17 protein-coding genes are annotated in these 20097 nt (G+C 70.4%); 2 read left to right on the top strand and 15 right to left on the bottom strand.

Annotated features, from left to right (window positions below; all coding sequences use genetic code 11):
* Positions 1-159: 159 nt before the first annotated feature.
* The 14 genes from ACFWWU_RS29450 to ACFWWU_RS29385 all read right to left on the bottom strand — a co-directional run bounded on the left by ACFWWU_RS29450 (position 160) and on the right by ACFWWU_RS29385 (position 15655).
* Positions 160-699 (bottom strand): carboxymuconolactone decarboxylase family protein, encoded by a 540-nt coding sequence (locus ACFWWU_RS29450; protein ID WP_384149484.1) that lies wholly within the window; start codon positions 697-699, stop codon positions 160-162.
* Positions 700-913: 214 nt separating this feature from the next.
* Entirely contained in the window at positions 914-1384 is a 471-nt protein-coding gene (locus ACFWWU_RS29445) for a hypothetical protein (protein ID WP_384149483.1), read from the bottom strand.
* 62 nt (positions 1385-1446) lie between these two features.
* On the bottom strand, positions 1447-2007 hold the full coding sequence (locus ACFWWU_RS29440; RefSeq protein WP_384149481.1) for a hypothetical protein: 561 nt from the start codon (positions 2005-2007) through the stop codon (positions 1447-1449).
* Between the two features lie 110 nt (positions 2008-2117).
* Positions 2118-3269, bottom strand: a complete 1152-nt coding sequence (locus ACFWWU_RS29435; protein ID WP_384149479.1) for a putative PEP-binding protein — start codon at positions 3267-3269, stop codon at positions 2118-2120.
* Between the two features lie 51 nt (positions 3270-3320).
* Positions 3321-5204 carry an FAD/NAD(P)-binding protein gene (locus ACFWWU_RS29430; protein WP_384149477.1) on the bottom strand — a complete coding sequence of 628 codons (1884 nt, stop codon included), beginning with the start codon at positions 5202-5204 and terminating at the stop codon, positions 3321-3323.
* 175 nt (positions 5205-5379) lie between these two features.
* Entirely contained in the window at positions 5380-5883 is a 504-nt protein-coding gene (locus ACFWWU_RS29425; RefSeq protein ID WP_384149476.1) for a hypothetical protein, read from the bottom strand.
* 1064 nt (positions 5884-6947) lie between these two features.
* Positions 6948-7556, bottom strand: a complete 609-nt coding sequence (locus ACFWWU_RS29420) for a DUF2306 domain-containing protein (RefSeq protein ID WP_384149474.1) — start codon at positions 7554-7556, stop codon at positions 6948-6950.
* 162 nt (positions 7557-7718) lie between these two features.
* Positions 7719-8492, bottom strand: coding sequence for an SDR family oxidoreductase (locus ACFWWU_RS29415; protein ID WP_384149472.1), 774 nt, complete (start codon positions 8490-8492; stop codon positions 7719-7721).
* 22 nt (positions 8493-8514) lie between these two features.
* Entirely contained in the window at positions 8515-10038 is a 1524-nt protein-coding gene (locus ACFWWU_RS29410) for an FAD-binding oxidoreductase (protein WP_384149470.1), read from the bottom strand.
* The gene (locus tag ACFWWU_RS29405; protein ID WP_384149468.1) at positions 10035-10892 is read right to left on the bottom strand and encodes a class I SAM-dependent methyltransferase; all 858 of its coding nucleotides are present in this window, start codon (positions 10890-10892) and stop codon (positions 10035-10037) included. The genes ACFWWU_RS29410 and ACFWWU_RS29405 overlap by 4 nt, the downstream gene beginning before the upstream one ends.
* A gap of 55 nt (positions 10893-10947) precedes the next feature.
* Positions 10948-12054 (bottom strand): 4-hydroxyphenylpyruvate dioxygenase, encoded by a 1107-nt coding sequence (gene hppD, locus ACFWWU_RS29400; protein ID WP_384149466.1) that lies wholly within the window; start codon positions 12052-12054, stop codon positions 10948-10950.
* 11 nt (positions 12055-12065) lie between these two features.
* On the bottom strand, positions 12066-12278 hold the full coding sequence (locus ACFWWU_RS29395) for an MbtH family protein (RefSeq protein WP_384149464.1): 213 nt from the start codon (positions 12276-12278) through the stop codon (positions 12066-12068).
* Positions 12275-14059, bottom strand: coding sequence for a non-ribosomal peptide synthetase (locus ACFWWU_RS29390; protein WP_384149462.1), 1785 nt, complete (start codon positions 14057-14059; stop codon positions 12275-12277). Before ACFWWU_RS29390 ends, ACFWWU_RS29395 begins: the two co-directional genes overlap by 4 nt.
* A gap of 21 nt (positions 14060-14080) precedes the next feature.
* Positions 14081-15655 carry a 4-hydroxyphenylacetate 3-hydroxylase family protein gene (locus tag ACFWWU_RS29385; RefSeq protein ID WP_384149510.1) on the bottom strand — a complete coding sequence of 525 codons (1575 nt, stop codon included), beginning with the start codon at positions 15653-15655 and terminating at the stop codon, positions 14081-14083.
* A 219-nt stretch (positions 15656-15874) separates the two neighbouring features.
* Between ACFWWU_RS29385 and ACFWWU_RS29380 the strand changes: the two genes are divergently transcribed.
* Positions 15875-17212 (top strand): extracellular solute-binding protein, encoded by a 1338-nt coding sequence (locus ACFWWU_RS29380; RefSeq protein WP_384149460.1) that lies wholly within the window; start codon positions 15875-15877, stop codon positions 17210-17212.
* A 57-nt stretch (positions 17213-17269) separates the two neighbouring features.
* On the opposite strand, the gene ACFWWU_RS29375 is transcribed toward ACFWWU_RS29380, so the two are convergent.
* Complete coding sequence (locus ACFWWU_RS29375; protein ID WP_384149458.1) at positions 17270-18664, bottom strand: condensation domain-containing protein; 1395 nt, start codon at positions 18662-18664, stop codon at positions 17270-17272.
* Positions 18665-18846: 182 nt separating this feature from the next.
* On the opposite strand from ACFWWU_RS29375, the gene ACFWWU_RS29370 reads away from it, so the two are divergent.
* A complete protein-coding gene (locus tag ACFWWU_RS29370) occupies positions 18847-20085 on the top strand; it encodes an acyl-CoA dehydrogenase family protein (protein WP_384149456.1) in 1239 nt (412 codons plus the stop codon).
* Positions 20086-20097: the final 12 nt, after the last annotated feature.

The following is a 20097-nucleotide window of genomic DNA, read 5'->3' as shown; positions in this document are numbered from 1 at the left end:
GTGGTGGTGTGGGTGTTCACCTTTGGGGGGGGGGGGGGGGGGTGTTGTGGGGGGGGGGGGGGGGGGGGGCCCCCCGGGGGGGGGGGGGGGGGGCGCCCCGGGGGGGGGGGGGCGGCGCCCCCCCCCCCCCCCCCCCCCCGCCCCCCACGGCGCGCCGCGTCAGTTCCCCGAGACGTACCCCTCGACCGTGATCCGCTTCGCCCCCTGCTCGAAGTACCCCGGATCCTGCGGGAGTTCGGTATCCAGACCGGTGACATAGCGGTTGTACATACAGAACGCGGCGGCGATCAGCACCGTGTCGTGGATCTGCGCGTCATCGGCGCCCGCCGCCCGCGCGGCGGCGACCGTTTCGGGCGCCAGGGACCGCACCGGCCCCCGGATCTCGGCCGCGATCCCCAGCAGCGCCCGCAGCCGCGGCGTGATGGGCGCACTGTCCGGATCCGCGAGCACCGCGTCGACGACCTCACGCCCGCCCTCGAGCTGCGCGGCGGCGAACGCTCCGTGCGAGCCGGCACAGTAGGGCGTGGTGTTGAGGTGCGAGGTGTAGGCCGCGATCAGCTCCCGCTCCCCGCGCGACAGCGACATCGGGGAACGCAGCAGCGTCTCCGCCAGCACGCTCAGCGGAGCCGCGGTATCGGGCCGGTGGGTCATCAGCCCGCGAATACCGGGCTGGTCGTTGTTGAGATCGATATGGGCCACGGTAGGTGTCCTCTCCCGAACACGACGGTGCGGCCGTGAACTACGGCCGCTTCATGCTCCGCCTCCGACGGGGGAGCGGGCCACTCCCGCAGTGCGCGGCGCCCTCGCGCGGGCGCCCGCCGCGACAGCCGGCACCCACCCCAGGGACCCCCGGCCGGGCGGACGTCGCCCGACCCGGCACCCCGCACACTCTCTCCCGCCGAAGCCGGACGTTCTACGACGGCCCGCGGGCCGCCTTCCCCGCCCCGGCCGCCACCTCGTGGCCGGCGGCCGCAGGACCACCGCGCGCGCCGGCGCGCGGCGGCGGCATCAGATGCCGCCTGGCCAGCAGGACGACGATCCCGTAGCCGCCGACGAGCAGCACACCCGTGAAGATCCATTCGTGGGATCCCCCGGGACTGTAGACCCGCCCCGCGGCCCCGATGTCGACCGCCGCGACCTCCTGGCCGACCGCCAGCGCGTCACGGCCGCGCCCGTACATCTTGACCGGCTCGCGCACGATCACGCCGTCGGCGGAACGAAACGAGCCGACCCACTCGCACGTCTCGTGTCCCGGATGGCGCACACAGGCCAGCTGACCGGCCCTGAACACCCCCGGGACACCGTCGGCGGTCGCCGCGCGCATCACATTGCCCAGATTGGTCAGCGAGACCGCCAGCAGCGCGCACCCCGTCACCAGCAGCACGGCGGACACGAAGCCCGACGGCCGCCTGGCCCGCGCGCCGCTCGGCGCCCCAGGCCCCCCGGTCAATCCCGCGCCGCGCAGGAACAGCGCGCCGCCGCGTTGTCCGCCCGCTCCGCCCGCGCGTGCACGACCATGGCGATCACCATGGGAAGGGTGACGAGCGCGTTGTAGAACAGGTGCAGTTCCACCCGCGGCGCGATCAGCTGGATGATGCTCGTCGGCACCGCGCGGCCGGCCAGATACGCCCCCGCCAGCGCCTGGACCAGCAGCAGCAGGTGCTCGAAGTGGTGCCAGACCTGGACGCCCAGGGTGACGTTCCACCACGTGCGCGACGTGCCGGTGAACCCCGGACGCAACAGCACGAAGCCGACGAGCATCACCAGGGCGTAGCCGTAGTGCATCCACTCCGAGGTCACCAGCCAGGGGAACGGGATGCCGAGGACACCCTTGGCCTCCGGCACCGGCCAGCCCAGCACGTAGATCTGGACCGCCTGGGCGAGATGCTCCGCCCAGTGGGCGATGACGATGACCGCGAAGATTCTTAACCCGGTCTTGTGGAGTCTGCTGTTGAGAAGGTCCATACCGGTGCGGATCCGGTACGGCGCCGCGGTGTCGGCTGACATGGGAAACCCTTTCTGGTCCGATTCGAGGGGAGCCACCCCGGCAGTCTGCCCAGCGCCAAACCCTTTATCTATAGGCGAAGTTGAGTTCCCCGCCGACCCCTTCCCGGGGGTCAGGCCGGCGACTGGAGCAGCACCTGCCGGAGCTCGGCGGTGCACATCATGTAGCCGTCCGGGGACGGCAGCCGCTCCAGGTAGTGGGCGAGGTCCGCACCCAGCGCGAACACCCTCACCGGGGTACGCGCGGCGCGCGCGGCCTCGACCACCCTGAGCGCTCCGTCCAGGACCGCCGGGTGCCGGGTCTGGTAGGTATCGGCCACCAGATGGTTGCTGCGGTCCGCGGCGAGATAGAACTGCACCAGGTCCTTCATGCCGACGAACAGCTCGCTGGCGCCCGCGGCGCATATCGCCGTGGTGGCGTGCACCGCCGCGGGCGTCTCGATGAACGCGGACAACGACACCCCGGCCGGCAGCTCAAGGTGCGCCCTGAGCTGCGCGAACTCCTTCTCGTCGTTGAGGAACGGAGCCGACAGGTGCACGCGGCCCGCCTCCTCACCCAGCCGTTCGCGCAGGGCCCCGAGCACGGCGTGCAGCGCGTCCCGGTACGCGGCCGAACCCAGCAGCCACCGTGCGCCGTGCAGGCCCAGCTCGGGGTTGGGCTCGACCGGGACGGCGGCCAGTTCGGTGACGTCGGCGGCGTGGTCGGAGCGCAGGTCGAGAAGCCTCAGGACGAGGCGCTGGCCGGGCAGCAGCGCCTCGGCGAAGGCGCACAGCCGGTCCGCGACGGCCCGCCCGTACACGGCGATGTCGCCGGGGCCGCCGTCCAGGGCGTCGAGCGGGCGCAGGCCCGCCGCCAGACAGAGGAACTCCTCCCGGATGAAGAAGGACTCGACCCGCTTCGCGTTCGGCCCGCACGAGTTGATCGTGTGAATGTCCTGCAGGTCCGCGATGACCGCGCATGCCGAGCCGAGATCGTCCGGTGTGGGACTGGCCGGACTCGTGCCCGAGCCGATGACGACCGACTGGCTCTCCAGGTCCAGCGTCACCTCGCCGACCAGGCCGGCGAGATCCGCCTGGTCGACGCGGAGCACCGGGATTCCCCTGCCGCGGCAGATCGACTGCATGTGCCCGGTCAGCCCCCCCGAACCGCAGACCACCGCACGCGCCGCCACGATCGCCTCGTACAGACCCGCTTCGAGGGAGGGGGTGACGAGGATCGATCCCTCGAGTGGTCTTCTCGTGCGGTTACAGATCCCTCGTAACACACCCTGTTTGCCACCGGTCAGTAAAGATCCCTGAACCCGCCGCCCGTCCACCTAGTCCTCCAGAGCTTCGGCGTTCTCTATCCTCAATTGCCGGCGCAGCTGCCGTGGCGTCACGGAGACGTCGGTGAGCCGTCCGACGGCGACCCGGTTGACGACCGCCCTCGTCAGGCGTTCGCGGCGGGAAGCATCCACGGCGAGGGCCGGAATCGGGCCCATGGACCGGATACAGGCGTCCAACCGGGAATCGAGCAGTTCTCGCTCACGGCGAGTGCTCGTGGCCAACCTCCTCACCTCCAGGACGACAGCCTCCCCGAACCGGATCCGGTCCGCTTCCTCTATGTTGCTCACGTGGCTGCGGAATTGGGCTTCGATATGAGCCACCTCGTCTTCCGCCGATTCCAGCTGCTCGACGGCGCGCGCGGCGACCGTGATGGAGTGGTTCTTGATGGCGGCGAGATTGAAGGCGAACGCGCCGGTCCGCCCGTTCCGCACGATCTCGTCGCCCTCTCTGAGCACACCGACCGTGGAGATCGGGCCGGCCGGGCGGCCGTCGGTGCCCAGCAGCGTCCCGTGGTCGTCGACTTTCAGACCGCGCCCGGTGCGCTCATGGGGTACCGCGATCCCTCTGCGCAGGAGATTTTCCCAGAGCGAGTGCCCGACCTTGCTGTAGTCCCACTCCCGGCCGAAACTGGACACCACCAGGTCGGCCTCGATCGTCTGCTTTTCGTCCGGGGCCACCACCGAGACGACCAGCCGCCCGTCCCGCGCCGGCGTGATCCGCTCCACTTTTCCGACGACCAGCTTCACCACGCCGTCCGCCGACCGCATCGCCCGCTCGATGATCTCCATCGTGTACTTGACGGCGCCGACCCGCAGCGCGGCGATCGCGGTACTGAACTCGTCCAGCAGGCTTCGCAGTTCCGCCGTGGGAATCTGCTCGACGGCCTGCGGAAGATGCGGCTCCCACGCCTTGGCCACCCGCTCCGCGACCACCGCCGCATCGATCCCGGGGTGGTCGCGGGCGACCGTCGAGCACGCCGTGTCCCACTCGGTGCGGACCCGGGCGAGGAACTCCTCGCGATCGCGGTACGGCTCCAGCAGCGTTTTCGGGCAGGGCAGTTCCAGCACACCGTGTTCGTGGTCGCCGGGGTAGGTCCGAAACAGTGTCCCGGACCTGGAGATCAGATGGATCGTGCCGGTGTGCCCCTGACGCAGCAGAAGGCCCGCGGAGTCGTACGCGCTCAGCACGGATCCGACGATCGCGACGCTCGCCTCGGGCGGGAGGCCGGCGAGCTTGCGGACGCCGTCCGCGGAGTACGCGTTGCGCACGAACGCCGGGTGCGCCAGTACCTCGGTGGCGAAGGGCGGTTGTCTCAGTTCGAGGCCGGTCGCGAGAACGACGTGCTCGGCGCGGATCACGGCCGGCCGCAGACCCCGCCCGGCCCGCGGTCCGCCGGTGGACGGACGCCGCACCGTCACCTCGACCGCCGAGGGGAGCACTTCCATGTCGACCGCCTCGCCGTCCGCTTCGACGAGCACGACGCCGGGACACGCCTGCCCTCTCGCCTCGGCCAGCCGGTCGGTGAGGTAGTCCTGGAAGATCCGGCGGGGCGCCGGGCCCTGCTCGGTGAACTCCAGCTCGGCCCAGGGCGCCGGCCAGTCACGCCGGTCGGCCTCGTGGTTGGCCCAGCGGACGAAGTCCAGGACGTCCTCCCGGAACACCGACATCCGGCCCGCCTGGATGTTGAACACATGGTCCCAGGGATTGCCGTCCCGGTGATAGGCGACGCCGGCGGACCGGTACTCCGAACGCCGCTCGAGCAGGACGATCTCCAGCGGCCTGCGCGCGAAGCGAAGCAGCCGGATCGCCGTGGCGGTGCCGGCCAGACCGGCACCGACTAAGAGCACGCGCGGACGGGTGACTGTTCGACTCATGGCGAAACTCCCGGTGAGTGATCGAACCCGGCGCCGCAGTCCCACGCCGGGCACAAAGGACTGTCGACGGAGTATCCCTCCGGACCCCACACCCACGGCTCGGACCGACGCGATCCGCTCCAGGCCGGGGGGCGCCGCACCCGGCGGCGCTCCCCGGCGCTGCGCTCGCCCGTGGTCAGGCCAGGGCCGCCCGATCGGTCGTCACCGTGCGGCACTGCCCCGGGTCCGGGGCGCGAAAGACAGGCAGGACGGCGACGCCGTCCGCGGCGGCGCGCTCGGCGAACTGCCAGTAGTCCCGCTCGTTGGCGCGCGTCGCCGACATGATCACGATCATTCCGGAGCCCTGGGCGGCCATTTGCTCGGCGGCCGTCTCGGCGGCCGTCAGCTGGGCGCCGGCGTCCTCGCCTCCGATCGCCACGACGGCCACGTCGATGCCGCCGGTCCACTCCACCAGCTCGGCTGTGTACTCCTGGAGTCGGCCACGGTCGAAAAGGTCGACCTCGGCCGCTTCGGCGACTCCGCCGGCATCAATTATCCGGCGGGCCGCCGCATCGGCGTTATCGCGCGAAGAATCAGCTAAGAAAATCAGCGCACGCTGACTGGCGAACGCTCTGACCAGCACGGCGCTGTGCGGGGCCGTAACACCGTACACGACCACCGTTTTGTCCTCGAGGAGCACGAAGCACTTCCTATCCACGTTCTGCAGTTACGGGATGTGCATCGCCCCGGCGACGAGGGCGACGGCTGCTTTCCCATGAGGCGCCGCGGGGTTGTTCCTTTCCGGCGGCTCGATACGCCGATCGTATGAGAATAATCGCCGAAAGCAAATTCGAAGAACATTCGAACATTTGCGCCGAAAGTCGGGATATGTTGATCGCAGGCGGCTGTGTCACCGTCTAGTGCGGCTGGTTCAGCGGGGCGGCATATGCGCGGCTGGCCGGAGCACGGCGCGGGAGAGGCCGAATCGGTACCCCGGTGAATCGAGGATGTGCCACGGATCCGGGCCGCGCAGGAGATCCTGCGCACCATCGGCGTTATAGGGAGAAAATCGGACGAGCCGCTCACTTGGAATGCTCCGGCCGGTCCGGCGGGGCGGGGTGCGTACTTTTTCTCCCGCATGTTCCCGCGGGCTTCCGGAGTGACGCCGCACGGATTCCTCCCGGCGCCGAGGCCGGAACACCCGGAGAAACTCCGGCCGGCCGCGAACGGGACAGTCGCGGCCATGACAGCGGCCGCCGCATTCAATAGCGCCGGAACATTCGGCGCGCGCTTTGGCCGGCGCGCGGGGCCGTCCCCGACGAGCTGCCGGCGATCCTGCGGCTTCGCACCGTGCACCCATGGTGCGGAACCTTACGTCCCCGCCTCGCACGGTGTGCGGACCGGGGGCACGCTGCCGCGCTGTCGCCTGATCCCGGCGACGGGACGGCAGGGGAGCGGTGTGCTCGGGGACGGGGCGGAGAGCCTGCGGGGCACCGTGGCCCGAGCACGCCCGGGCGCCCTCAGAGCGCTCCACCCGAGCACTCCCGGCGCCCGCAGGGCGCTCCACCCGAGCGCTCCCGGGTGCCCTCAGAGCGCTTCACCCGAGCGCTCCCGGGCGCCCGCAGGGCGGTGCGCCGGTGTGTCCCGCCGCCGAGGACGCTCCCGCGCAGGCCCGCGACACGACGAAGCTCCGGTTGACGGCGGCCCGCCAGGGCCGCCCCGTCAACCGGAGCTTCGTCGTGCGTGTGGCCGGTGTCCGGCCGGTTACCGCGCCAGCAGGGCCGCCCGGGGCGCGGTGCGCTCCAGCCACCAGTGGGCGATCAGGAGATTGACCACCCAGCTGGTCCAGGTGGAGAGTTCCACGGCGAACGCGATGCTGACCTGGAGCCCGGGGAAGGCCAGGACCAGCTCGGTCAGCACCCGGCCCCAGGTGGTGCCGAGGGAGATGGCGAAGCTGTAGATCATCCAGCGGCGGTGGTCGACGAACCGGCGCTGGCGGACCGCCCGGTAGCCGAGCAGCGTGGTGACGATCCACAGCACCCCCGACAAGGCCAGTCCGGACGCGCCGAAGGGGGCCAGGCTGAAGGGCAGGAGGACGAACGCCAGCAGCGTCGTGGGCAGCATCGCGACGAAGATGTAGACCCGGCCGCTCACCCGGTGCACCCGCGGGTGGTGACGGCGAATCCAGGGCAGGACCTGGAGGAAGACCGTCACCAGCGCGAGATTGCCGAGGACGGCGTGCACCACCACGACCAGGTGGTGCTGCGGGAAGTCCGGATCCAGCGAGATCCGGGACTGCTGCGGATCCCCGCTCAGGTAGCGGGGCAGGGCGTACAGCAGGTTGAACACCACGACGACGGCCAGCGCGGCCACCCATGGACTGTGCCACCAGCTGGGTGCCGGGCCCGGCGCGCGCCGTGTGCCCGGTCCGCGGTGCCCGGCTCTGGCATGGGGGGCACCGGTTCCCTCCGTGTTCTGTGTCACCGCGGGCCTCAACTTTCCTCTGGGGGCGGGGAGTCGGTCAGGGCGATGGGGTCAGTGGTGGTATTCGCCGGCGTTGGCGTCCAGGCAGTGACCGGTGACGGCGCGGGCCATGTCGGAGGCGAGGAAGAGCACCACGTCGGCGATCTCGTCCGGTTCGGGCAGCCGGCCGAGGTCGAGGGTGGCCGCGATCTCGTCGTAGATGTCCTGGACGGTGACGCCGCGCTGCTCGGCCCAGTGGCCGAAGCCCTCGCGCAGGGCGTCCGCCCAGATGTAGCCGGGGGCGACGGTGTTGACCCGGATGCCCTGCGGGCCGAGCTCGGTGGCCAGGCTCTGGGCCAGGGACAGCAGGGCGGTCTTGCTCATCTTGTAGGTGCCGAAGAGCCGCTTGGAGTGGTGCAGCACCGCGGAGTTGATCATCACGACCGATCCGCGGCTGTCGGCCAGCGCGGGCGTGAACAGCCGGGTGAGCCGCAGCGCGGCGTACACGTTGGTCTCGAAGCCGGCCCGCACGTCGGCCAGGTCGACGTCGACGAGGTCGGTCAGCGGGGGAACGGCGAAGGCGTTGTTGACCAGGGCGTCGACGCGGCCGAAGGTGTCCGTCACCACCTTGGCCAGGGCGGCGGCCGACGTCTCGTCGGTGATGTCGGTCGGCACGGCCAGTGCCCGGCGCCCGGTCTGCTCGATCTCGGCGGCGATCTGCGTCAGCCGGGATTCGGTTCGCGCGGCGAGGACGACGTCCGCCCCCGACCGCGCCGCCGAAAGGGCGATCGCCCGCCCCAGACCCGGCCCGACACCGGAGACGACGACGACCTTGTTCTCAAGCACGGTGATCCTCCGGAAAGTGGATTCATTCTGGCGGGAGTTCGATCGACAGCGAGTGTCGGAAGACGTTGCGGGGGTCGTAATCCCGCTTGACCCGCTGCAGGCGCGGGTGGTTGTCGCCGTAGTAGATCCGCGACCAGGGCACTCCCGAGGAGTTCCAGGCCGGGTCGGCCAGGTCGGCGTCGGGATAGCCGATGTACGCGCCGGAGCTGACGTCGCCGGGGACGGGCACCCCGCCGGTCTCCGCGTAGACGTCGCGGTAAAAGCGCCGCATCCACGCGATGTTGGCCTCGTCCTCGTCCTCGGACTGCCAGACCCCGCAGCTGTAGACGACCTTGAGGATCGAGTCGCGCTGGACGGTGGCCGTGGCCTCGGGGGCGACGGTGTTGACCTTCCCGCCGTAGCCCGCGATGACGACGCACGTCGTCGGATTGGACCGGGCGGCATCGGTGAGGTAGCGGTAGACGACCCTTCGCTGGTACTCGGTGAAACCCTTGCGAAGGTTGCCAGACTTGTCCTTGTAGCGGCCCTTGGGGTCGTTCGGGAAGGTGTACGAGGGCATCCAGGAGCCGAACCAGGAGACGACCTCCGCGGTGTGCACCACCGGTTCGACGCCGACACCCCTGACGACGGCCTCGTACTGCTCGGTGAACACCGCCTCGGCGTCCGGCCCGTCACGGTCGATCACCACCGTCATGCCGAACATCCCCGATGCCCGGTGGGTGGCGACCAGATTGCTCCACAGCCCCGCCGCCGCACTGCCGGCGTCGTCGTTCTTCTCGTACCAGGCGCAGTAGTTGTCCAGCAGCGTGCCGAAGGCGTCCTCGGTCATGCCCTCCCAGGGCCACATCACCGTACGCTTGAACACCCGGGCCGGGGCCTTGGGCAGCAGCTCCCCGGGGGCGTCGGACGTGACGCCCGGCGTACGCAGCCAATACCGGGTCACCACACCGAAGTTGCCGCCGCCACCGCCGGTGTGCGCCCACCACAGCTCGCGGTGCGGGTCGTCATCGTCGGCGGTGGCCACCACGGCCCGGGCCTGGCCGGACTCGTCGACCACGACCACCTCGACGGCGTACAGGTGGTCGACCACCAGACCGTCGCGGCGCGAGAGATGACCGTAGCCGCCGCCCATGACGTGCCCGCCGGCACCGACGTCGAAGCAGGTGCCGCCGGGAATCGTCACCCCCCACCGCTTGAACAGGGTGCGGTAGACATCGCCCAGGGTGGCCCCCGCCCCGATCTCGATGGCACGGCGCTGCCCATCGTGCGCGATGCGGTTCAGCTGGGACAGGTCCAGCAGCACATCGATCTCCGGCGAGGCGGTGAAGTCCTCGAAGCAGTGCCCGCCGCTGCGGACCGCGATCCGCTTGCCGGCGGCCACCGCGTCCCCGACCGCCGCCACCACCTCATCGGTGTCCAAGGGCAGGCACACCCGTTCGGGCCGGCCGGTGAAGCGGTGGTTGTAGCCCTGGAGAAGGTTCTCGTAGCGGGCGTCCCCCGGCTCGATCACCAGCGGGGAGGCCGGTCCAACTCCCGTGTCCCTCATGCCTGTTCGCGCCTCTCTGTGCCCGGTGTCGCAAGCGACGCTCGCACCTCGGCACCCGGCGCCGCATCTCGCGTATTGCGCTCCTCCTCCACCAGCCCCAGCGACCTCGCCAGCGCGACGGTGTCCACGCGCACCCGGCTCCCCAGCCGCGGCCGCTGCCCGGTGTCGGAGTACTTCCTGGGCGTCGCGCCGCTGGTACGGCGCAAAACGGTCATGCTGTTCTGGCGCAGCTTGTGGTTCTCCAGCAGGCTCAGCACCTCGAACTCGCCAGGGCGCAGCCGCTGGCTCTCGGCGATGTACTGGAGAATCGCCTCCCCTTCCGGATAGGTCATCAGGTAGTGCATGACCACGATCCCGCCGTCGGGATCGATCAGATCCCAGCAGTTCTCGAAGAAGTACAGGCAGTCCCAGGCGTCCACCCACGCGAAGTCGATGGGCCGAAACGCACCGGGCAGACGCTTCATGGCGCCGCGCATGTCGGAGTTGACCACCGTGACCCGGTCGGCCAGGCCGAGTTCGGCCAGCGCCTCGGTCACCTGCGGCGCGGACGAATCGGCATCGGAGAGATCGTCGATCGCGACGAACTCGGGCCGGTAGGGCTGAAGGTAGCGGGACGGCACCAGCAGCGCCGGCTCGGCCTCGACCCACGCCTCGTCCAGCTCCCGGCCGTCCCTCAGGTACGGCAGGGTCTTGCGGGCCAGTCCCTCGGCCTCGGCCTCGGCCAGCGCCTCGGCCTCGGCCAGCGCCCGCGCCAGGAACGGTGTCGTGTGCCCCATGCCGATCTCCAGCACCCGGCGCGGCCGCACCAGGTGGATCAGCGAGGAGAGCAGCGGCGCCACCACCTCGGTGCCCATGCCGGGCATCCTCAGTCGCTCGACCACGGCCTGGAACCGCGCTTCGGCCACCACCTCAGGAGGCATCGCCGGTCCCCCTGCCCTGCTCGTACTCGACGGCCTGGTAGAGCGCCTTGATGTTGCCGCTGCCGAACGAGCGCGCCCCCATCCGCTCGATGACCTCCAGGAAGAGAGTGCCCCGCGGGTGCACCGACCGGGTGAAGATCTGGAACAGCTGCCCGTCGTGATCCTCGTCGATCAGGATGTTCAGCCCCTCCAGCTCGCCCACCGAATGCCCCAGTGGCGTCAGACGCTCCAGCAGCAGGCGGTAGTAGGCCTCCGGGGTGGGCAGGAAGTCCACGCCCCGGGAAGCGAGCGAACCCACCGAGCGCACGATGTCGTCGGTGGCGAAGGCGATGTGCTGCACCCCGGGCCCGTTGTGACTCTTCAGGAACTCGTCCAGATGACCGGTGGCCCTGCTCTGATCCGGCTCGATCAGGGTGAAGGTGACCGCCCGGGAACGGCTCTGCACCACCTTGGTGATCATGACCTGTTCGTCGACCTCGATCCGCTCGGTGAACACCAGCTCGAAGTCGAGGACCGTCCGGTAGAAGTCCACCGTCGCGTCGATTCGCCCGGGCTCGACGCAGATCGCGAAATGGTCGATCTCCGTCAGCCCGCAGTCCGGGCCCTCCACCGTCCCCGGCCCGACCGGCCAGAGCCCGGGCAGCGCGCGCTCCCCGCTGCCGCCCCCGCGCTCCACGAACGTATGCGTGATGTCGCCGACCCCCGCGATGGCCGCGACGACCAGGTCACCGCGGGCGACCGGCGCCGACACCGGCCGCGCGCCGCGGCGGACCGCTTCCGCGAAGGCGGCGCCCGCGTCCGCGACGCCCAGCGCGATGTCGGCCACCCCGTCCCCGTGCCTGTCCACGTACTCCGCCCCGGGATGACCGGCCGCGACCGGCTCGCTCAGCAACAGCCGGATCCCGCCCCGCCCCAGCGCCAGCGACCGCACCCCCACCGGCTCGCTGTCCGAACGCGCGTACACCGTCAGGCCGTACCCCCCGGTCAGCCAGTCCGCCGCCCGCGTGAGGTCCGCGACGTAGAACCCGACATGGTCGAGGACCATGTCCGAGAAGGCCGCCGTGGCCGCCGTGGCCGCTTCTATCCGTCCGCTCATCGTCCTCTCCTTCAGTTCGTCCGCAGGCGCCGCGCGAGAGCGCGCGGCCGAAGGTCGCTCCAGTGCTCCTTCACATACGCCAGCGAAGTGGCGCGATCGGCCGCGGGCCGGGCCACGGTCCACCCCCTCGGCACCGGCGCGGCGGCCGGCCAGAGCGAGTACTGGCCCTCCGCGTTGACCAGGACCGAGAACAGGGCGCTCTCGTCGTCGAAGGGGCCGCTCATCGTCGCTCTCCTTCCGTCCGCTCCTCAGGCGCCGCCCCGGCCGGCCCCAGCAGGCCGTCCAGCCCGAGCACCGTCGGCGCGTCGAAGAACTGGGTGATCGTCAAGTCCGTGTCGAACAGCGACCGGATACGGCTGATCAGCCGCATCGCCGCCAAAGACTGCCCGCCCAGGTCGAAGAAACTGTCCTCGATCCCGACCCGGGGCACCTCCAGCGCCTCCGCGAACAGCGCGCACAACGTCCGCTGCCGCTCGTTCAGCGGCTCCCGGCCGGCGGCAGGGCCCGACTCCGGCCCCGGCTGCGGCAGTGCCCGCCGGTCCAGCTTGCCGTTGGGCGTGAGCGGCAGCTCCGCTACGGCGACGAAAGCACTCGGCACCATGAAGTCGGGCAGCAGCCCCGCCAGATGCGCCCGCAGACCCGCGGTCTCCAACGCACCTCGCGCCGGCACGTAGTACGCCACGAGCCGCCGGTCCCCGGCCGCCGACGCCACCCCCGCCACCGCGGCCTGACGCACACCCGGGAAACGCGCCAGCGCCGCCTCCACCTCGGCGAGCTCCACCCGGAAACCGCTCACCTTGACCTGCTCATCGGCCCGGCCGAGACACTCCAGCAGGCCGTCACCGCCCAGACGCACCAGATCCCCGGTGCGGTACATCCGCTCCCCGGGCGCGCCGAACGGGTTCGCCACGAACCGCTCCGCCGTCAGATCGGGCCGCCCGAAGTACCCCCGGGCCAGACCACGTCCGGAGATATGGAGCTCACCGACACCGCCGGCCGCGACCTCGTTCAGGTCCGCGTCCAGGACATGCAGCCGCACGCCGTCCATCGGGTGCCCCACCGCCACCGGACCGTCGGCCACGAACGGCGCGGTCATCGGCAGATGCGTACTGAACAGCGTCACCTCGGTCGCGCCGTACATGGCCCGCACCACCAGCCCCGGGTTGGCCTCCAGCGCCTGGCGCACCGCGGCCGGCGCGATGACGTCACCACCGGTCAACACCTCGCGCACACCGGCCAGACACCCCGGATCCGCCTCCATCAGCACCCGGAACAGACCCGCCGTCAGATGGACGCCGGTGATCTCCTCCTCGGCGATCAGCCGGCGCACCAGAGCCACGTCCAGGTCCCCCGCAGGGGCCACCGCGACGCGGCCGCCGTGCAGCAGCGGAACCCACAGCTCATAGGTGGAGACGTTGAAGGCGTAGGGCGCCAGCGCCAGCACCCGCTCGTGCCGGCCACCCTCCCAGATCGAGTCCAGGGCCAGGCCCAGCGCCTCCTGGTGGGTGACGGCGACCCCCTTGGGCACCCCCGTCGAACCCGAGGTATGGATGACGTACGCCAGCTGCGCCGCCTCGACCGGGACGCCCGGGTCACTCGCCGGGTACGGGGCCAGGCCCTTCTCGCCCTCGACGGTCACGACCGAGGCACCGTGCGGCACGCCCCGCGCGCGCATCTCCTCGTCCACCAGCAGGACGGGCACGGCACAGTGATCCATGATCGACTGCATGCGCCGCAGCGGGTACGCGCTGTGCAGCGGGAGGTAGCAGCCACCGGCCTTGAGGACCGCCAGGATCGCCACCACCACGTCCACGGACCGCTCCATCAGCACCGCGACCGGCGTCTCGGCCCGTACCCCGAGCTCTCCCAGCCGGTGGGCCAGCCGGTTGGCCCGCTCGTCCAGCTCCCGGTAGGTCAGGCGGTACTCGCCGGACGAGAGGGCGATCGCATGAGGCGTCCTGCGTGCCTGTTCGGCGACATTCCCGTGCAGGGAAGGGGAAGTCATGGTCTTCTCCGATGTGTGGGATCAGCTGTCGAGAAGGTCCTGAACGGATTGCCCCAGGTCGGGGAACGAAGAAAGGTCCGGGACCGTCCATCCGTTGAGGTCGTACTCCGCCATGCACTCGTCGACGAGGCCCTTGTAGGAATCCAGATGCCCATTGGCCATCTGCGAGAACAGCAACTCGATCCGGGTGTTCTCGTGATTTCCCGCGTAGTTGCGCTCGTAGAGTTCATGACGTCCGCCGAATTCACTGCCCACGGCGTCCCACAGCAGTTTCATCAGTTTGACGCGCTCGACCGCCTCGACACCGCCGGATCCGCGGACGTACTTGTCCAGATACGGCCGGATCTCCGGGTTGGCGAAGTCCCGGGAACTCGAGTTGACGTAGATCAGCCCGCTGGCCACGTCCTGCAGCACGATCTCCCTGATCCGCGGATAGCCGACCTGCATGAACCAGCGGTAGGCGAGGCCGTACTGGGGGTTGGGCAGCACCGCGCCGTTCTGCCAGGCGACCGGGTTGCGGGCGGCGGCGTCCGACAGACCCAGGAACAGGTTGCGCCAGGCCAGCACCTCGCCCAGGCGGCTCTGCACACCGCGGAAGTCGCTCGTGCCGGTGACGTCGAGGGCCTTGGCGAGCAGCCCGGCGATGAACTCCAGCTTCACCGCGAGCCGCGTGCAGCCGTGGAAGGTGAAACGCTCGATGAAGCCCGACTGGCCGGTGAACATGCGGATCTTCTCCGGCTGGCCGTAGATGAAGACGTTCTCCCAGGGGATGAGCACCTTGTCGAGCACCAGGATGGTGTCGTTCTCGTCCAGCCGCGAGGAGAGCGGGTAGTCGAAGGGGCTGCCCATCGCCGCGGCCGTCGCCGTGTACGACGTGCGGCAGATCAGCTTCATGCCGGCGGCGTCCATCGGCACCGTGGCCACCAGCGCGAAGGTGCGGTCCTTGATCGGCAGACCGTAGTGGGCGATGAAGTTGTAATGCGTCAGCGCCGAACCGGTCGCCACCACCTTCGCCCCGGACACCACCAGGCCGGCGTCCGTCTCCCGCTCGACATGCACGAACACATCGGCCACCTGGTCCGGCGGCAGGCTGCGGTCGACCGGCGGGTGCACGATCGCGTGGTTCCAGTAGAGGACCTTCTCCTGCGACTCGGCGTACCAGCGCCGCGCGTTGTCCGCGAACGGCTCGTAGAACTCCGCGTTCGCGCCGAGCGTGCCGAGGAACGACGCCTTGTAATCGGGACTGCGGCCCATCCAGCCGTAACTCAGCCGCGCCCAGGCGGCGATGGCCTGCTGGGCGCCGACCAGGTCCTCGGCGCTGCGCGGGGTGGTGAAGAACCGGTGCGTGAAACCGTCGCTCCCGGTATCGGTCGGCGCCGTCAGCACCGGGCTGTGGCGCGGATCGTGCAGGGCGTCGTAGAGCCGGGCGACCATCCGGACCGGATTGTGGAACGCGGGGTGGGTGGTGACGTCCTTGACGCGCTCTCCGTACAGGTAGATCTCGCGATCGTCGCGGAGGCTGTCGATGTATTCCTGACCGGTCAGCGGACGCGTCTTCCGCCTGGTCTTGTCACTGCCATCGCGACCCTCGGTCATCAGACGCCTTCCGTTTCCACCGCCTCGAAGGAACATCTCAGAGCGTGGCATCCCGACCGCCCCCGGGCTTCTCTCAAGATGCGCAGCCCGAACCGCGGGAACACCCAACTGGGCAACCTCAAAGATGCCCGGCCCGGAAGGCGCACAAATCATTGGCAGGGCCCGAAGGCAGGCCTCCCGGCAAGACCTCCGGCAAGACCTCCAAAGGAGAATCCCCGAATGAGGAACCGCATCGACATTGACATATGGGTGCCGGTCTACCCGTTCATGCCGTACTTCCTGGACCGGACCCGAGAGCTCGCCGAGAAGTTCATGACCGCCCATCCCGAATACCGGATCCAGGTGACAGGCGCGGACTGGCTGGCACTGCCGCAGGCCGTGCACGACGCGGCCCGCCAGGGTGCCGCTCCGACCATCGCGCAGTACTTCTACACCTCCACCCAAGAGGCCCGCGACGCCCAGAACACGAGCGGCGGGCCGCTGTTCACCTCGGTGGAGCGGGCGATCGCGGGCCGCACCGAGATCCTCGGCGAGCCGGTGGTCCTCGACGACATCACCGACGCGGCCCGCCGCTACTACACCTTCGACGGCGAGGTGGCGGCCATGCCCCCGCTCACCTCGACCACCCTGCTCTACGCCAACACCAGCCTGCTCAAGCGCGTCGGGCTCGACGACGCCCCGCAGACCTGGGCCGAGCTGGAGGCCGCCTGCCGCGCTGTCGTCGCGCTGCCGGACGGCCCGGCCCACGGGATCAGCTGGCCCAACCACGGCTGGCTGTTCCAGCAGGCCGCGGCCCAGCAGGGCGCGCTGCTCGCCGACCACGACAACGGCCGGTCCGGCAGGGCGGAGAAGACGCACCTGGACTCGGAGGCCATGCTGGCGTACTTCCACTGGTGGCGGCGGATGCACCGGGACGGGCTGTACCTCTACCGCGGCAGGCCGACGTCCGACCAGAGCGACTGGGACGCCAACTTCCGTGCCTTCGCCGATCAGAACGTCGCCTTCACCCTCACGACCTCGGTCGAAGCCGAACGGATGATCGCCGCCGGCCGGGACGGCGGCTTCACGGTGAAGGCGTGCCGCATGCCGTACAACGAACAGGTGCCCTACGCGGGCAACGTGATCGGCGGCGACGCGCTCTGGCTGGCGGGCGGCCTGGACGCGGACACCCAGGACGGCGCACTGGCCTTCATGCAGTACCTCAACGCTCCGCGGGCCGCCGCCGACCGCCACCGGGACACCGGCTTCATCGCGGTCACCGACGGCGCCTTCCGGTTGCTGGACCAGGAAGGATGGTTCGCAGAAAACCCGCACTTCCGCACGGCCCTGGACCAGCTCGCCGCCAACGACGGCTCACCCGCCGCGCAGGGCGCGGTCCTGGGGGACTTCGCCGGGATCCAACAGACCCTGACCCAGGCCATGCACGACGTACTGGTCTCCGACGTCGACGTGCGCGAGCGCCTGACCCAGGCCAACGCCCGGGCCCAGCAGCTCCTTGACACCTACAACGACGGTGTCCGCGGCCTGCGCCCCAAGGGACCGATCACCGTCGGCTGAGCCGGTGAGGTGCGGGGCGACTCCGCTGCCCCGCACTCGCCCGCCGGCCCCCACGGCTCACGCCGGAATGCCCAGCGGAGCATCCGGCGCGTCGACCACCTCCGACAGCGTCCGCCGGAACAGGTCGACCATCGCGGCCACCGAACTCTCGTCGTAGAGATTGCTGTTGTACTGGATGCCCGCGACCACATCACCGGCCGGATCGAGGTTGAGCGTCCAGAGCGCACCGTTGGGCACGTCCGAGCCCACCGGCTGGGAATCCAGCCGACGCCGTATCTCGGTGTACTCCAGATCGCCGATCCGCGTCCCGTCCAGCACGAACGGGAACGGGAACACCTGAAAGACGCAGGCGGCCCGCCCGTCCTCCATGACCGGCTCCATCAGATCGGGTGCCTCCGCCAGGATCTGGACCGACGGAATGTCATGGGAGTAGGCCTCCAGGCAGGTGGTCCGGATCCGGGCCACCACCTCGCGGAAGTCCCGGCACCCGGCCAGCTCGGTGCGCAGCGGCAGCAGGTTCAGGAACGGCCCGACCGTGTACTGGAACCTCTCCTGGTCGCGCCCGGGAGAGAACGTCGGCACCACCACATCGGTGCTGCCGGTGGTCCGCTGGACCATGAGCGCGAACGCGCCGAGCAGCACCATGAACGGCGTGCTGCGCAGAGCCTTGGCCATCTCGACCGCCCGCGACACCAGGGGAGCGTCGATGCCGAAGCGGTACACCGCCGTGGACTCCGGCAGCCCGGACGACTTCGGCCGGTCGGTGGGAACGGACACGATCCGGGCACCGGCCAGGTTCTTGCGCCAGAACTCACGCGAACGCTCCGCCGCCGCACTCGCCACGAACTCCCTTTGCCAGGCGACGAATTCGCGGTAGGGGAGAGCCGGCGGCAGTTCGGGCACCGCGCCGCCGCGCAGCGCGGCATAGAAGACGGCCAGATCGCGGATGATCCGCCGGACCGACCAGCCGTCGGCCGCGGTGTGGTGCACGATCAGGACCAGAACCGACGACTCCGCGTCGAAGCGCAGCAACGTCGCCTTGATCAACGGCAGTTCACGCGCGTCGATCGTGCCGGACTCGACCTCGATCAGCAGCCGCTCCGCCGCCCGGTCCCGGCCGGCCGCGTCGAGCCCGCCCCCCTCTACACCGGCCGCCTCCCGCACGTCCCACCGCACCGGGACCGGCGTCCGGACCCGCTGATACCACCCCTCGCCGCCCCGGACCACCTCCGTCCGCAACGCCTCATGGCGTGCCACCACGGCGTCCAGGGCCTGCCGCAGGGCGTCGACGTCCACCTCACCGCGCAGCCGCCAGCCGTGGACGATGTGGAACCGCGGCCCGAACGGCCCCTCCTCGTCACCCCGGTCGAACCCGTAAAGAAACTCCTGATTGCAGGAGAGCGGAATCCTGCCGGCCACCTCGCCGGCCTGTGACGTGCTGTCGTGGCTCATAGGGGGTCCAGTCCTCCCGCCGAAATCAGCCGAACGTTCCCGCCGAACCCTAGCCGCCGGCCTTCCGCGCGGGTTCTTCCGTCATGCTGGCAATCCGGGAGATGCGCCCGCGCATGGCCGACGGGGACCGTGGCTGCCAGCCCATCCACCAAGGAAAGAACGGCCAGAGGAGCTGCGCTGGAATGACGGCCACCACGATTCCCGCTTCCGGACCGCCGTCCCGGCCCGAACCCGAGGTGACGCCCGCCGAGATCATCGCCAGAGCGCAGGCCATCGCGCCGACCCTCGTGGCCCGCCAGGCGGAGACCGAGCAGCGCACCTACTACGCCCAGGACACCCATGAGGCGTTCTCCGACGCCGGCTTCTACCGGCTCCTGGTTCCCCGGCGCTACGGCGGCTACGAGTTCGGCGTCGACACCTTCCTCCAGGTGTCCATGACACTCGCCCGCGGCTGCCCGTCGACCGCGTGGATGTTCTGCCTCGGGGCCACCCACGCCCTCCCGGTCGCCTCGCTGTTCGGCGAACAGGCCCAGGCCGAACTGTTTCGCGGCGGCGACTTCATCTGCCCGGCGACCATCGTCCCCTCCGGCTCGGCGAAACCGACACCCGAAGGGGACTGGGCCGTCGAAGGGACGTGGAAGTACTGCTCGGGCTCCCCGTACGCCACCCACTTCCTCGGCCATGTCCCGGCTCCCGGCCCGGACGGACAACCCTCGGCACCGATGCTCTTCGTCGCCCCGCGCAGCGAGTTCCGCCGCCTCGACGACTGGGGCGGCCAACTGGGCCTCAAAGGCAGCGGATCACACAGCATCGTCATCGACAACGGCCGGATCCCCGGGCACTTCGCGCTGCCGGGCACGCATATGAGCGAGGCCGACACCACCGGCGGCACACCGGGCAGCCGGCTGCACTCCAACCCCGAGTACGGCGGCGGCCCCCTCAGCTTCATGCTGCTGGAAGTCTCCTCCCTCGCGGTCGGCATGGCCCAGGGCGCCCTGGACGCCTACGAGGAACTCATGCGCTCCCGCACCACCCTGTTCCCCCCGATCGTCACCCGGGCCGAAGACCCCGACTACCAGTTCTGGTACGGAGAGGCGGCCGGGCTCATCGCGACCGCGGAAGCCGCCCTCCGGCAGGCGATCGGGCAGTGGCGCGACCTGTGCGCCGACGGCCCCGGCGCCTTCACCCGGGAGCACGATCTGCGCATCGCCACCATCTGCCGCGAGGTCGTCCGGCTGTGCTGGCGCGCCGTGGAAGGACAGCTGTTCCCCACGGCCGGCTCCAGCGCCGTCCGGCACGGCGAGCGCATCGAACGGGTCTGGCGTGACCTGTCCACCCTCCACAGCCACGCCGGGATCGGCGTCCTTCTGAAATCGGTGACCACGCGGGAACTGGCCCGCGCCCACTTCGGCATCACGTAGCCGACATCCACG

The organism is Streptomyces sp. NPDC058650 (assembly GCF_042717315.1).
Taxonomy (GTDB): domain Bacteria; phylum Actinomycetota; class Actinomycetes; order Streptomycetales; family Streptomycetaceae; genus Streptomyces.
The sequence above is the reverse complement of the archived record's forward strand: the minus strand, read 5'-3'. Positions and strand labels throughout refer to the sequence as shown.

Excerpts from the sequence above, each read along its gene's own strand:
- ACFWWU_RS29440 (WP_384149481.1), bottom strand. The coding sequence starts at position 2,007 with ATGTCAGCCGACACCGCGGCGCCGTACCGGATCCGCACCGGTATGGAC.
- ACFWWU_RS29430 (WP_384149477.1), bottom strand. The coding sequence starts at position 5,204 with ATGAGTCGAACAGTCACCCGTCCGCGCGTGCTCTTAGTCGGTGCCGGT.
- ACFWWU_RS29410 (WP_384149470.1), bottom strand. The coding sequence starts at position 10,038 with ATGAGGGACACGGGAGTTGGACCGGCCTCCCCGCTGGTGATCGAGCCG.
- ACFWWU_RS29405 (WP_384149468.1), bottom strand. The coding sequence starts at position 10,892 with ATGGGCACCGAGGTGGTGGCGCCGCTGCTCTCCTCGCTGATCCACCTG.
- hppD (WP_384149466.1), bottom strand. The coding sequence starts at position 12,054 with ATGAGCGGACGGATAGAAGCGGCCACGGCGGCCACGGCGGCCTTCTCG.
- ACFWWU_RS29395 (WP_384149464.1), bottom strand. The coding sequence starts at position 12,278 with ATGAGCGGCCCCTTCGACGACGAGAGCGCCCTGTTCTCGGTCCTGGTC.
- ACFWWU_RS29390 (WP_384149462.1), bottom strand. The coding sequence starts at position 14,059 with ATGACTTCCCCTTCCCTGCACGGGAATGTCGCCGAACAGGCACGCAGG.
- ACFWWU_RS29385 (WP_384149510.1), bottom strand. The coding sequence starts at position 15,655 with ATGACCGAGGGTCGCGATGGCAGTGACAAGACCAGGCGGAAGACGCGT.
- ACFWWU_RS29380 (WP_384149460.1), top strand. The coding sequence starts at position 15,875 with ATGAGGAACCGCATCGACATTGACATATGGGTGCCGGTCTACCCGTTC.
- ACFWWU_RS29375 (WP_384149458.1), bottom strand. The coding sequence starts at position 18,664 with ATGAGCCACGACAGCACGTCACAGGCCGGCGAGGTGGCCGGCAGGATT.
- ACFWWU_RS29370 (WP_384149456.1), top strand. The coding sequence starts at position 18,847 with ATGACGGCCACCACGATTCCCGCTTCCGGACCGCCGTCCCGGCCCGAA.